18 protein-coding genes are annotated in these 12,985 nt (G+C 55.9%); 10 read left to right on the forward strand and 8 right to left on the reverse strand.

Going from position 1 to position 12,985, the window contains the following annotated elements; all coding sequences use genetic code 11:
- Position 1 precedes the first annotated feature (1 nt).
- Genes lptA through AC1V0D_RS11590 form a run of 5 tightly spaced genes read right to left on the reverse strand, consistent with a single transcriptional unit; the run spans position 2 to position 3,657 of the window.
- The gene (lptA, locus tag AC1V0D_RS11570) at positions 2-553 is read right to left on the reverse strand and encodes a lipopolysaccharide ABC transporter substrate-binding protein LptA (protein WP_482907441.1); all 552 of its coding nucleotides are present in this window, start codon (positions 551-553) and stop codon (positions 2-4) included.
- Entirely contained in the window at positions 528-1,100 is a 573-nt protein-coding gene (lptC, locus tag AC1V0D_RS11575; protein WP_009092465.1) for an LPS export ABC transporter periplasmic protein LptC, read from the reverse strand. Before lptC ends, lptA begins: the two co-directional genes overlap by 26 nt.
- Entirely contained in the window at positions 1,097-1,663 is a 567-nt protein-coding gene (gene kdsC, locus AC1V0D_RS11580) for a 3-deoxy-manno-octulosonate-8-phosphatase KdsC (RefSeq protein ID WP_009092464.1), read from the reverse strand. The genes lptC and kdsC overlap by 4 nt, the downstream gene beginning before the upstream one ends.
- Positions 1,664-1,676: 13 nt before the next feature.
- On the reverse strand, positions 1,677-2,660 hold the full coding sequence (gene kdsD / locus AC1V0D_RS11585) for an arabinose-5-phosphate isomerase KdsD (protein WP_482907442.1): 984 nt from the start codon (positions 2,658-2,660) through the stop codon (positions 1,677-1,679).
- A gap of 16 nt (positions 2,661-2,676) precedes the next feature.
- Entirely contained in the window at positions 2,677-3,657 is a 981-nt protein-coding gene (locus tag AC1V0D_RS11590; protein ID WP_482907443.1) for a calcium/sodium antiporter, read from the reverse strand.
- A gap of 226 nt (positions 3,658-3,883) precedes the next feature.
- Here AC1V0D_RS11590 and mlaF point away from each other — a divergent pair, with 226 nt between their 5' ends.
- The 7 genes from mlaF (at position 3,884) to murA (ending at position 8,690) form a co-directional block, all read left to right on the forward strand.
- Positions 3,884-4,699: a phospholipid ABC transporter ATP-binding protein MlaF gene (gene mlaF / locus AC1V0D_RS11595; RefSeq protein WP_046101074.1), complete on the forward strand. Its 816-nt coding sequence runs from the start codon at positions 3,884-3,886 to the stop codon at positions 4,697-4,699.
- Between the two features lie 4 nt (positions 4,700-4,703).
- Positions 4,704-5,486, forward strand: a complete 783-nt coding sequence (gene mlaE, locus AC1V0D_RS11600; RefSeq protein ID WP_009092460.1) for a lipid asymmetry maintenance ABC transporter permease subunit MlaE — start codon at positions 4,704-4,706, stop codon at positions 5,484-5,486.
- A 4-nt stretch (positions 5,487-5,490) separates the two neighbouring features.
- Positions 5,491-6,036: an outer membrane lipid asymmetry maintenance protein MlaD gene (mlaD, locus tag AC1V0D_RS11605; RefSeq protein WP_009092459.1), complete on the forward strand. Its 546-nt coding sequence runs from the start codon at positions 5,491-5,493 to the stop codon at positions 6,034-6,036.
- Positions 6,037-6,051: 15 nt separating this feature from the next.
- Positions 6,052-6,687 carry a phospholipid-binding protein MlaC gene (mlaC, locus tag AC1V0D_RS11610; protein WP_482907444.1) on the forward strand — a complete coding sequence of 212 codons (636 nt, stop codon included), beginning with the start codon at positions 6,052-6,054 and terminating at the stop codon, positions 6,685-6,687.
- Complete coding sequence (gene mlaB, locus AC1V0D_RS11615; protein ID WP_046101075.1) at positions 6,687-6,992, forward strand: lipid asymmetry maintenance protein MlaB; 306 nt, start codon at positions 6,687-6,689, stop codon at positions 6,990-6,992. Before mlaC ends, mlaB begins: the two co-directional genes overlap by 1 nt.
- Positions 6,993-7,105: 113 nt before the next feature.
- Positions 7,106-7,363, forward strand: a complete 258-nt coding sequence (gene ibaG / locus AC1V0D_RS11620; RefSeq protein WP_009092456.1) for a BolA family iron metabolism protein IbaG — start codon at positions 7,106-7,108, stop codon at positions 7,361-7,363.
- 67 nt (positions 7,364-7,430) lie between these two features.
- The gene (gene murA, locus AC1V0D_RS11625; RefSeq protein ID WP_009092454.1) at positions 7,431-8,690 is read left to right on the forward strand and encodes a UDP-N-acetylglucosamine 1-carboxyvinyltransferase; all 1,260 of its coding nucleotides are present in this window, start codon (positions 7,431-7,433) and stop codon (positions 8,688-8,690) included.
- Between the two features lie 62 nt (positions 8,691-8,752).
- On the opposite strand, the gene AC1V0D_RS11630 is transcribed toward murA, so the two are convergent.
- Positions 8,753-9,037, reverse strand: coding sequence for a helix-turn-helix domain-containing protein (locus AC1V0D_RS11630; RefSeq protein WP_033736431.1), 285 nt, complete (start codon positions 9,035-9,037; stop codon positions 8,753-8,755).
- Between the two features lie 231 nt (positions 9,038-9,268).
- Positions 9,269-10,240: an octaprenyl diphosphate synthase gene (gene ispB / locus AC1V0D_RS11635; protein WP_009092450.1), complete on the reverse strand. Its 972-nt coding sequence runs from the start codon at positions 10,238-10,240 to the stop codon at positions 9,269-9,271.
- Between the two features lie 257 nt (positions 10,241-10,497).
- Between ispB and rplU the strand changes: the two genes are divergently transcribed.
- The 3 genes from rplU (at position 10,498) to cgtA (ending at position 12,497) form a co-directional block, all read left to right on the forward strand.
- A complete protein-coding gene (gene rplU / locus AC1V0D_RS11640) occupies positions 10,498-10,809 on the forward strand; it encodes a 50S ribosomal protein L21 (protein ID WP_008925416.1) in 312 nt (103 codons plus the stop codon).
- Between the two features lie 15 nt (positions 10,810-10,824).
- A complete protein-coding gene (gene rpmA / locus AC1V0D_RS11645; protein ID WP_009092448.1) occupies positions 10,825-11,082 on the forward strand; it encodes a 50S ribosomal protein L27 in 258 nt (85 codons plus the stop codon).
- A 242-nt stretch (positions 11,083-11,324) separates the two neighbouring features.
- A complete protein-coding gene (cgtA, locus tag AC1V0D_RS11650; protein ID WP_009092447.1) occupies positions 11,325-12,497 on the forward strand; it encodes an Obg family GTPase CgtA in 1,173 nt (390 codons plus the stop codon).
- Between the two features lie 64 nt (positions 12,498-12,561).
- Here cgtA and AC1V0D_RS11655 read toward each other — a convergent pair whose 3' ends face one another.
- Positions 12,562-12,984 carry a hotdog fold thioesterase gene (locus tag AC1V0D_RS11655; protein ID WP_111208260.1) on the reverse strand — a complete coding sequence of 141 codons (423 nt, stop codon included), beginning with the start codon at positions 12,982-12,984 and terminating at the stop codon, positions 12,562-12,564.
- Position 12,985: the final 1 nt, after the last annotated feature.

A 12,985-nucleotide genomic window follows, 5' to 3' on the forward strand; every position in this document is an offset into this window, starting at 1 on the left:
ATCAGTTACTCTTCTTCTCGCTGTTGGACGACGCTTTATCCTGAAGTTGCGACGGCACCAGTACGGTGGTGACGCGCTTGTTCTGGCCCTGGCTGAAAGCCTGCATCTTCTGCTCTTTCACCAGGTAGGTGATGCGATCGCCTTTGATGTTGCTGTCCTGCTGCTCAATAAACGCATTGCCGGTCAGTTCAACTAAATCGTTGGCCAGTTCGTAATGCAGTTTTGCGGCATGGCCCTGAACCGGTTTGCCGCTGTCCTGCATCTGATAGAAGGTGGCAGGATTACCGTAGGCGTCGACGATAGTTTTCTTGCTGTCGCCGCCCGGACGGGTGACCACAACTTTATCTGCCGTAATTTTAATGGTGCCCTGCGTCACAATGACGTTGCCGGTAAAGGTCGCGACATTGCCCTGTAAATCCAGCGCCTGATTCTGCGAGTCAATATTAACGGGTTTGTCCGAGTCACCGGTCAGGGCCAGCGCCGGAACGCTGGTCGCCAGCAGCACGCTGGCCAGTAAAAGCTTCAGGCTATTTTTGTTCATTTTGAATTTCATAAGAGGTTTTGACCTTCTCGATTAACTCGGCGTTTTTTGTCCGTAAATTGCCGCGCATTTTCATGCCGGTGGAGTTAAAGCTGCGGCCATACAATGTCACCTGGTCATCCGAGGTAACGTCCTGGGTCACCAGATTGATCTGCGCGTTATCTGTTTTGATCCGCTCCAGCTGAGAATCCTGCGTCAGCGTGTTGAGCTCAACATGGCCATAAAGATAAAGCATACGATCTTTGGTGAGCTTTGCCTTATCCGCGCGTAACGTCCAGGTCGGGATTTTGTTCTCATCATAGGTGGTCATCACCGGATGCTCGAACCAGCTCAGTTCGTCATCCGAGAAATAGGTCACTTTGTCTGAGACCAGTTTATAGGACAGCGCGCCCTGCGGGTTGTAAACCACCGTGTGCGAATCCGCACTGGTGTAGGTCGGAGACTGACTGTCTGTCCCGACGGGCATCCCATCGTCATCCTTATTGGTAAGATTCCAGCCGATCAAAACCAGTGCAATCAAGGTCAGAATCAGCGTTATCCAACGCCTGCTTTTACTCATACTGATTGCCCTTTGGCATCCTCAAATTTGTTCTGCGCCATTAAGATCAGATCGCAGACTTCACGAACCGCACCGCGTCCACCGGCGATACGGGTAACATAGTCTGCGCGCGGCAACAGGATAGGATGTGCATCCGCCACCGCCACGCTCAATCCCACCTTCGCCATGACCGGCCAGTCGATCAGGTCATCGCCGATATAGGCGACCTGGTCGTCGGAAAGAGACAGTTTATCCAGAAGTTCGCGATAGGCCAAAAGCTTATCCGATTGTCCCTGATAAAGATGACGGATGCCGAGCGTTTTGCAGCGATCTTCCATCAGACGGGCATTGCGGCCGGTAATAATAGCCACTTCCACATCTGAGGTCAGCAGGCAACGCACGCCATAGCCATCCCGCACGTTGAACGCCTTAAGCTCTTCGCCGTTATTTCCCATGTAGATCACCCCGTCGGACATCACGCCGTCCACGTCACAGATCAGCAGACGAATGCGACTGGCGCGCGCCATAACCTCAGCACTGACCGGGCCGTAGCAGGTGTCAATCGGGGGAGTTGCCTGTTGCATTTTCTCTTCCTGTTCAGACTACGCCAGCGCGCAGCATGTCATGCATATGTACCACACCGAGCAGATGGTCGTCATCGGCCACCAGAATCGACGTAATGTTTTTGGTCTGCATCAGGTTCAGGGCATCCACCGCCAGCATGTTTGGCCGGACGCGGATGCCTCCTGGCGTCATCACTTCCCCGATGGTGGCTCGCTGAAAATCGATGCCCATATCAAAGATGCGGCGCAGGTCACCATCAGTAAAAATCCCTTCGATTTTCATCAGGTCGTCGACGATTACCGTCAGACCGAGGTTTTTGCGGGTAATCTCCAGCAACGCATCGCGCAGTGAGGCGTCACGGGTGACATGCGGCAGCGCATCGCCACTGTGCATGATATCGGCCACATGCAGCAGCAGTTTGCGGCCCAGCGCACCGCCAGGGTGGGAGAGGGCGAAATCCTCGGCTGTAAATCCCCGCGCTTCCAGCAGCGAAACCGCCAGAGCATCACCCATCACCAGCGTGGCGGTGGTACTGCTGGTCGGGGCCAGACCCAGCGGGCAGGCTTCCTGAGGAACGTGGACGCAGAGATGCACGTCGGCAGCCCGTCCCATCGCGCTGTCAGGCCGTCCGGTCATGCAAATCAGCGTAATGTGCTGGCGCTTCAGCACCGGAATCAGGGCGAGAATCTCGTTCGACTCCCCGCTGTTAGAGATGGCGATGACGACATCATTTTTGCTCACCATGCCCAGATCGCCGTGGCTGGCTTCGCCCGGATGCACAAAAAAGGCGGGCGTGCCGGTGCTGGCAAAGGTCGCCGCCATTTTCTTGCCGATGTGACCTGACTTCCCCATGCCCATCACCACCACCTTACCCTGGCAGGCATAGATCAGGGCGCAGGCGCGGGCAAAGTCCTCATTGATATATTGATCGAGCTGTTCCAGCCCTTCACGCTCAATGCGCAGGACGGTTTTTCCCACCTGCTGGAAGTCGAATGCTGTTGGTTGCTGATGTGACATAGTGAGTCTGTCCTTGTTAGCCGTCCATGAACGCCGGCTGCATCCACAGCAGCGTCACCCAGACGAAGAAACCACAGAGTAAAATCAGGCCTGCCGTCCGGCCAACGCGGCGACGCCGTAGCAGGCAGAGCAGGGCAAAGAGTGCACTCACGCCGAGCATCACCCAGTAGTCACGGGCGAAAGCGTGATAGTCAATGCTGCCGGGGTGGATCAGCGCCGGCAGGCCAAGCACGATGGCAATATTATAAATGTTGGCGCCGACCAGATTACCGATCGCGATATCATCTTCGCCTTTCAGTGCACCGGCGATGACCGTTGCCAGCTCAGGCAGGCTGGTGCCCACGGCGATCAGCGTCAGGCCCATCACCAGCTCACTGACGCCAAAGTAGTCGGCAAAGGCCGTGGCGTTGTCGATCACCATGCGTGTCGACATCGGCAGGATGATCAGCGCAACGGCGAGCCAGAGAAAGGCCACCGTGTTGCCGCTCTCTTCACGGGGCAGCTCGGCCAGCTGCTCGCGGGTCAGGGTGTCGTTATTGTCCTGTTCGGCCTTGCGCGCGATGCGAATCACCACCAGAAGATAAATCGCGGCAATCGCGATAAGGCCAATTCCATCCAGTCGACTAAGCTGATTGTCAAACAGCATAAAACCGCTGAGCAGGGTGACCAGCAACATCAGCGGCAGTTCGCGGCGAATCAGATTAGAATGCACACTCAGCGGGTGCATAAGCGCAGCGGCACCCAGAATCAGTAAAATGTTCGTAATATTCGAGCCGAGGGCGGTGCCCACAGCGAGATCCATCTGGCCATGCTGCGCTGCCGAAAAGGAGAGGATCATCTCCGGCAGCGAGGTGCCGATGCTGACCACGGTCATGCCGATAATCAGCGGCGGAATGCCCAGAGAGTGGCATAATATTGAGGCGCTAAACACCAGTCGATCGGCACCATAAGCCAGTAAAAGCAAACCGATAATCAACAGTGCAGAAGCTACGAACATGAAAAATCCTTGCGTAAAAACTCAGGCCGGCAATGCGTTCCCGGCCGGTTTAAAATTCTGTTTGGCGAGACAGGCGCTGATTTTGACCGCCTCAGGGGCAAAAGTAAATTTAATGACCATTTTCGCCAAATCTTAGCGGTAAGTTTCTGTAAAGCTATCGTGAATCAGGACTGAACAGGCTACCATCGTACCCCATGTTTACGCCCGATCCTTACAAGAGGTAATAATGACCCAGCAGCAAACGAATCTGGTTGAGGTTCGTGGCGTGAGTTTTTCGCGCGGAGATCGCACCATCTTTGATGACATCTCGCTGACCGTGCCGAAAGGCAAAGTGACCGCGATTATGGGGCCATCGGGGATCGGAAAAACCACTCTGCTACGCTTGATTGGGGGGCAACTTCAGCCGACCCGCGGCGAGATTTTTTTCCGTGGCGAAAACATTCCGTCATTATCGCGCGCCAGACTGTATGAAGCGCGTAAAAAGATGAGCATGCTGTTCCAGTCGGGTGCGCTGTTTACAGACTTAACGGTTTATGAAAACGTTGCGTGGCCGCTGCGTGAACATACGCGACTGCCTGAGCCGCTTCTGCACAGCACCGTGCTGATGAAGCTGGAGGCGGTGGGCCTGCGGGGCGCGGCCCAGCTGAAGCCCGCAGAGCTGTCAGGCGGCATGGCGCGACGTGTGGCCCTGGCGCGCGCTATTGCGCTGGAGCCGGAACTCATCATGTTTGATGAGCCCTTCGTCGGTCAGGATCCGATTACCATGGGCGTGCTGGTCAAACTCATTGATGAACTGAACCATGCGCTGGGCCTGACCTGCATCGTGGTCTCGCATGACGTACCGGAAGTACTGAGCATTGCGGACTATGCCTATATTGTGGCCGGACAAAAAATTATCGCACACGGCACCACGCCGGAACTGCGAGAGAATAACGACCCGCGCGTGCGCCAGTTTATTGATGGCGATGCGGATGGTCCGGTTCCATTCCGTTTTCCTGCCGGCGATTATCTCGCTGATTTAACCGGCTCACGGAGTAACTAAACAGATGGTCTTGAAGGCGCTGGCGTCGTTTGGTCGTCAGGGAATTGAAACGTGCGCCAGTTTTGGACGCGCAGGATTAATGCTGTTTCACGCGCTGGTAGGAAAACCGGCGTTTCGCAGACACACGCCACTACTGATCAAACAGCTCTACAGCGTTGGCGTGCTGTCGCTCCTGATTATTGTGGTATCGGGTCTCTTCATTGGCATGGTTCTCGGGCTGCAGGGCTATCTGGTGCTGACCACCTATGGCGCCGAAACCAGTCTGGGTATGCTGGTGGCCCTGTCGTTGTTGCGAGAGCTGGGACCGGTGGTAACCGCACTGCTGTTTGCCGGCCGGGCGGGCTCGGCGCTGACGGCGGAAATCGGCCTGATGAAAGCCACCGAGCAGCTCTCCAGTATGGAGATGATGGCTGTCGATCCGTTACGCCGGGTGGTGTCGCCCCGTTTCTGGGCGGGCTTCATCAGCATGCCGCTGCTGGCACTCATCTTTACGGCGGTCGGGATCGCAGGCGGTGCACTGGTGGGTGTGAGCTGGAAGGGGATCGATCCCGGCTTCTTCTGGTCGGCGATGCAGAATGCGGTCGATTTCCGCACCGACGTGGTGAACTGCCTGATTAAAAGTGCTGTCTTTGCCGTGACGGTGACCTGGATTGCTCTTTTTAATGGCTATGACGCGATTCCCACTTCCGAAGGGATCAGTCGCGCGACAACGCGTACCGTCGTACACGCCTCTCTGGCGGTACTCGGGTTGGATTTTGTGCTGACAGCACTGATGTTTGGGAATTGATGCAATGCAAAGCAAAAAAAGCGAAATCTGGGTTGGCATTTTTATGATTATGGCGCTGATCGCCGCGCTGTTCCTCTGTCTGCGCGTCGCCGACCTGAAGTCAATGGGCACGGAGCCGACGTGGAAACTCTACGCGACCTTTGACAATATTGGCGGCCTCAAAGCCAGTTCGCCGGTCAAAATCGGCGGCGTAGTGATTGGCCGGGTGACGGATATCGAGCTTGAACCGAAGACCCTGCTGCCGCGCGTCACGATGGAGATCAGCGATCAGTACGCGAATAAAATTTCAGATACCAGTTCGCTGGCGATTCGCACCCAGGGTCTGCTGGGTGAGCAGTTCCTGGCGCTTAACTTAGGCTTTGACGATCCTGAACTCGGTTCGGCGATGCTGAAAGATGGCGATACGCTGCGCGACACCAAATCGGCGATGGTGCTTGAAGATCTGATCGGTCAGTTCCTTTACAAGAGCGGCGACAACAAACAAAAAAATGAGGGCAAGGATGCGCAGGATGGCAGCAGTGCCGCGCCTGCGGAACCGGCTCAACCTTAAAGAAGAGGGCATACCATGTTTAAACGTTTACTGATGATTGCCATGCTGGTGGTTGCGGTCCCGCTGATGGCAACGGCAGCCGACCAGAGCAATCCCTACAAGCTGATGAACGAAGCGGCGCAAAAGACCTTCAGCCGTCTGAAAAATGAGCAGCCAAAAATCAAGCAGGATCCCAACTACCTGCGTCAGATTGTGCGCCAGGAACTGCTGCCTTATGTGCAGATCAAATATGCGGGCGCATTAGTGCTGGGTCGCTACTATCGTGACTCAACACCGGCGCAGCGCGAAGCTTACTTCAGCGCTTTTGGCGACTATCTGGCCCAGGCTTATGGTCAGGCACTGGCCCTCTACAACGGCCAGAGCTACCAGATCCAGCCTGAGCAGCCGCTGGGCGACGCCAAAATTGTGGCGATTCGCGTCACTATCATCGATCCTAATGGCCGTCCGCCGGTTCGCCTCGACTTTCAGTGGCGTAAAAACAGCCAGACTGGCAACTGGCAGGCTTATGACATGATTGCCGAAGGTGTCAGCATGATCACCACCAAACAGAATGAGTGGAGCGATCTGTTACGGACCAAAGGTATCGATGGTCTGACGGCGCAGCTCAAATCGTCTGCGTCACAGCCAATCACGCTGGATAAACAACAATAATGCACGAATCGTTACGCTGGGAGCGCGAAGCCAGCACGCTATTACTGAAAGGCGAGCTGGATCGCGACACCCTGATGGGCCTCTGGCAGCAGCGTGAAACGCTGATTCGCGGCGTCGAGACGATCGACGTCGCGGCGCTGAACCGGGTTGACTCTTCCGGCCTCGCTCTGCTGGTGCACCTGCGGGAAATCGCACGGGCGCAGGGGAGCACCCCGCGCTTTGCCGGTATCAGCGACAAACTGCAGTCGCTGATTACGCTTTACAATCTGCAACAGATTATTGTTTCTGCGGATAAAAGCGCCTGATTTCCGCTTGTTATGCTAAGCCCCTGTTTTCAACAGGGGCTTTTGCGTATTTAAGAGTCAGCCGCTTTCCTCTACTATGTCAGCCTTATTATTATTAAGTGAAGTTAAGCACAATGGAAAACAGTGAAATTCAGGCCGTGCTGATGGCAGCGCTGCCTTTAGACGAAGTGCATGTGATGAGCAACGATGGCAGCCATTTTCAGGTGATCGCCGTAGGCGAACTGTTTGGCGAGCTGAGCCGCGTGAAAAAACAGCAGGCTGTCTACGCGCCGCTGATGGAATACATCGCGGACAACCGCATTCATGCTGTCTCTATCAAAACCTATACTCCCGCTGAATGGGCGCGCGACCGTAAACTCAACGGTTTCTGATCCCTCAGCGTGGTGCACTCGTGGTAAGCGAGTCACATCTTTAGCTAGTTAATTGAGAGCCGTGTTAATGGACAAATTTCGTGTGCAAGGCCCCACCCGCTTAAGTGGTGAAGTAACCATTTCCGGGGCGAAGAACGCCGCGCTACCTATTCTGTTTGCTGCCCTGCTGGCCGAAGAGCCGGTAGAGATCCAGAATGTGCCAAAGCTGCGCGACATTGATACCACCATGAAGCTGCTGAGCCAGCTGGGTGCGAAGGTGGAGCGCAACGGTTCTGTGCATGTCGATGCCAGCGCGGTCGATGTATTTTGTGCGCCTTACGATCTGGTGAAAACCATGCGCGCCTCCATCTGGGCGCTGGGCCCGCTGGTGGCGCGTTTTGGTCAGGGTCAGGTTTCGCTGCCGGGCGGCTGCGCGATTGGTGCGCGTCCGGTTGACCTGCATATCACCGGCCTGGAACAGCTGGGTGCCGAGATTAAGCTGGAAGAGGGCTACGTCAAGGCGTCCGTCAACGGTCGCCTGAAGGGCGCGCTGATTGTCATGGACAAGATCAGCGTCGGCGCAACCGTCACTATCATGAGTGCGGCAACCCTGGCGACCGGCACCACCGTGATCGAGAATGCGGCGCGGGAGCCGGAAATTGTCGATACCGCCAACTTCCTTAACACGCTGGGTGCCCGCATCAGCGGCGCAGGCACTGACAAGATCACCATCGAAGGCGTCGAGCGTCTGGGCGGCGGTGTTTACCGCGTTCTGCCGGACCGCATCGAAGCCGGCACCTTCCTGGTGGCAGCCGCCATTTCAGGCGGCAAAGTGATGTGCCACAAGGCTCAGCCCGATACGATGGATGCGGTTCTCTCTAAGCTGCGTGACGCCGGTGCCGATATCGAAACCGGCGAAGACTGGATCAGTCTCGATATGCACGGCAAACGCCCTAAAGCGGTCAATGTGCGCACCGCGCCACACCCGGGTTTCCCGACCGATATGCAGGCGCAGTTCACCCTGCTGAATATGGTGGCGGAAGGCACCGGCGTGATTACCGAAACCATTTTCGAAAACCGTTTCATGCACATCCCGGAGCTGATTCGTATGGGCGGCCATGCGGAGATCGAGAGCAACACCGCGATCTGTCACGGGGTGGAAACCCTGTCCGGTGCGCAGGTGATGGCGACCGATTTGCGTGCTTCTGCCAGCCTGGTTCTGGCTGGCTGTATCGCGGAAGGCACGACATTCGTCGATCGCATTTATCACATCGATCGTGGCTATGAGCATATCGAAGATAAGCTGAAAGCGATGGGTGCGAATATCGAGCGCGTCAGCGAAGAGTAATCTCAGGTATGCGCTGAAAGAACCAGCCCTTTGCGGGGCTGGTTTTTTTTCGCCTGTCGATCTCAGGGCGTGCCGGAAAGATCGGCGGGGATCCGGATACGTTTTTTGCGATCCAGCAGGCGGTGCGTGTCAGGATCGTAGTAGCGGCTGGGCCAGATCTCGCTGGGATGCACCTCGATCGCCTCGGCGATCAGCCATTCGCCTTTTGGCCACGGGCGCGTCAGCGCATTCGCGAGTGTTGATGAGCTGAGGCCGGCCGAGCGTGACAGTGCGGCCAGCGTCGTACCGCGTTTGTGCAGGGCTGCGATAATGTCAGCCGGGTGCCAGTCTTCCATCCTTTTTTGCATAACCCGTTCTCCTTGTCTTTGTGTCGTCCACCGGGACGTTGGCTTACCTTTTTACTGTTATCTGGAAAGTAAGCGTTTTTTATAGCAAATAGTTTCCATTAATTTCCAGTAATATTTGGCGTCAGCGTCGGGTCTGTGTGACAGCCCGCAAAAGGCATGCAACAGCAATGAGCGAACATAAAGAAGTGAGAGCGGGGAGGAGAAACGGAGCCGGGGAGGCTCCGTAGGGAATCAGAAATCGCGCTGAACTGACATGTGCGCCAGCGACTCCAGCGCACTGCGCCAGGGTGATTCAGGCAGAATGCGCAGAGCGGCAATCGCCTTGTCCGCTTCCTGTTCGGCGCGGGTGCGGGTCCACTCCAGCGAGCCGCACTGGTGCATCGCTTCCAGTACCGGTTCCAGCAGATGGCGGCCATTACCCTGCTCAATGGCTTCGCGGATCATCTTCGCCTGCTCAGGTGAGCCGTTCTGCATTGCATGCAGCAGCGGCAGCGTCGGTTTCCCTTCGCTCAGGTCGTCGCCGGTGTTTTTACCCAGCGTCTCTCCGTCCGCACTGTAATCCAGCAAATCGTCGATTAACTGGAAAGCCGTACCCAGATAGCGTCCATAATCCTGCAGCGCTTTCTCCTCTTCCGGCGTGGCGTCAGCCAGGATCGCAGAAGCCTGCGACGCGGCTTCAAACAGGCGCGCGGTCTTGCTGTAAATCACGCGCATGTAGCTCTCTTCGGTGATGTCAGGATCGTTCACGTTCATCAGCTGCAGGACTTCACCCTCAGCGATCACGTTGACCGCTTCTGACATCAGCGCCAGGATACGCAGCGACCCCATGCTGGTCATCATCTGGAAGGCGCGGGTGTAAATAAAATCCCCGACCAGCACGCTTGCCGCATTGCCAAACGCCGCGTTCGCGGTCGCTTTGCCACGACGCATATCGGATTCATCCACGACATCGTCATGCAGCAGCGTGGCGGTGTGGATAAATTCGATCAGCGCCGCATTGGTCACGTGCAGGTCGCCCTTGTAGCCCATGGCGCGTGCGGAGAGCACGGCAATCATGGGACGGATACGCTTACCCCCACCACTGATGATGTAGTAGCCCAACTGGTTGATGAGCGAGACATCTGAATTCAGCTGGTCGAGGATGGTCTGGTTAACGGCAGCCATATCCTGTGCGGTTAATTCGTTGATCTGTTCTAAGTTCATTCGTCTTTTCAGCTATGACTCGTTATCTCTGCCATGGTAAGTGCTTTTACCCAGCCAGCGTTCAGGTAATCTGTTACTGATTGTACTTGAATTTTCAGCCTGAGAAACGGTTGCGTTCAGCCTGTGTTTTTTTTCTGCAAGAGTGTGCAAAGTGCTCTTGTCTTCTTCTGGAGTTTTGCGTAGAATTCGCGCCCTATTGTGAATATTTAGCGCGCCGCCTGATGAACTAAAAGGCAAGCGCAGAAGCGGAGTTTTATATGTACGCGGTTTTCCAAAGTGGTGGTAAACAACACCGAGTAAGCGAAGGTCAGACCGTTCGCCTGGAAAAGCTGGACATCGCAACCGGTGAAACCATCGAGTTTGACCAGGTTCTGATGATTGCTAATGGCGAAGACGTGAAAATCGGCGCGCCACTGGTTTCAGGCGGTATGATCAAGGCAGAAGTTGTTGCTCACGGTCGTGGCGAGAAAATTAAGATCGTTAAGTTTCGTCGTCGTAAGCACTACCGTAAGCAGGCTGGCCATCGCCAGTGGTTCACTGATGTGAAAATCACTGGTATCACGGCGTAAGAGGAGATCTGACAAATGGCACATAAAAAGGCTGGTGGTTCGACTCGAAATGGTCGTGACTCCAATGCAAAACGTCTGGGTGTTAAGCGTTTTGGTGGTGAATCTGTTCTGGCAGGTAGCATCATCGTTCGTCAGCGTGGCACCAAATTCCACGCAGGCAGCAACGTAGGTTGTGGTCGTGACCACACCCTGTTCGCTACCGCAGACGGCAAAGTAAAATTCGAAGTTAAAGGTCCGAACAACCGTAAATACATCAGCATCGTTGCTGAGTAAGGTTGTCGTGACGCAGACGTTTAACGTCTGAACGCACGAATTAAAGGCCCCGCAGCTCCTGCGGGGCTTTTTACATTCTGCGCTCTGTCGCTGTAAAAGCGACGCCTCACTGAAGTTTGCTGTACACTTTATGTACACACTGGCGACAGCCAGTCCTGATTTATCCGCCGCTGGTCAGCGCAGAAGACCCTGGCGGACCCGTCTGCAGAGTGCTGCAGGCGATTGTGTGACGGAGATTGAAAATGAAGTTTGTTGATGAAGCGACAATTCTGGTCGTCGCGGGTGATGGCGGTAACGGATGCGTCAGCTTCCGCCGCGAAAAATATATCCCGAAGGGCGGCCCTGACGGGGGTGATGGCGGTGACGGCGGCGACGTTTATCTGATCGCCGATGAAAACCTCAATACCCTTATCGATTATCGTTTCGAGAAATCGTTCCGCGCTGAACGCGGGCAGAATGGCCAGAGCCGCGACTGTACCGGTAAACGCGGTAAAGATATCGAAATCAAAGTTCCGGTCGGCACCCGGGTTATCGACCAGGGAACCGGCGAGACCTTAGGCGACATGACGCGTCACGGCCAGAAACTGATGGTCGGTAAAGGCGGCTGGCATGGCCTGGGCAACACCCGTTTTAAATCGTCAGTGAACCGCAGCCCGCGCCAGAAAACCATGGGAACCCCGGGTGAGAAGCGCGACCTGCAGCTTGAGCTGATGCTGCTGGCGGACGTCGGCATGCTGGGCTTACCGAATGCCGGTAAATCCACCTTTATTCGCGCCGTGTCGGCCGCCAAGCCAAAAGTGGCGGACTATCCGTTTACCACCCTGGTGCCAAGCCTGGGCGTGGTACGTATGGACAGCGAGCAGAGCTTTGTCGTGGCCGATATTCCGGGCCTGATTGAAGGCGCCGCTGAGGGTGCCGGTCTCGGGATCCGCTTCCTGAAGCACCTGGAGCGCTGCCGCGTGTTGCTGCACCTGATCGACATCGATCCGATCGATGAAAGCGATCCGGTTGAAAACGCCCGCATCATTCTTGGCGAACTGGAAAAGTACAGCGAGAAGCTGTTCAACAAACCGCGCTGGCTGGTCTTCAACAAAGTGGACCTGATTGGTGAAGAAGAAGCGCAGGCACGTGCCAAAGCGGTCGCTGAGGCGCTGGGCTGGGAAGATAAGTATTACCTGATCTCTGCCGCCAGCCGTACCGGCGTCAACGAACTCTGCTGGGATGTGATGAGCTTCATCAACGCCAACCCGAAAGAAGCCGAGCTCGAAGAGAAGCAGCCGGAGAAAGTGGAGTTCATGTGGGACGATTACCACAAAGAAACCCTTGAAAATGCGACAGAAGTGGAAGATGAAGAGTGGGATGACGACTGGGATGATGAAGACGACGAAGGCGTCGAAATTATCTATCAGCGCTAACCACGACGCGGCCACAGGCTGACCGGCAAAGCCCCTCTTTCCGACCGAAAGGGGGGCTTTTTTTTCAGCTGCTCATCACCGCCACGCTGAGTCGCGCACTGCAGCACAACTGATCCCGGCCGTTACGGATCTCGATCTGCCAGCTCTGGCTGCGTCTGCCCAGATGCAGGGGGCGACAGATCCCCCGCACTGTCCCGGCTGACACCGCACGCAGATGGCTGGCATTGACTTCGACACCCACCACGCTGCTGCCTTCTTCCACCGCCATATACCCGGCCATAGAGCCCATCGACTCCGCCAGTACCACGGAGGCCCCGCCATGCAGCAGGCCAAATGGCTGGTGCGTGCGCGCATCCACCGGCATCGTCGCTTCCAGGTAATCCTCGCCTATCACGGTAAAGACGATCCCGAGATGGGCGACCAGCGACTGCTCGCCCAGTGCATTCAGGGTGGGAAGATCGAAGGATCGTTTCCAGATCGCAGCCATT

The sequence above is a fragment of the Pantoea sp. PA1 genome (assembly GCF_056856975.1).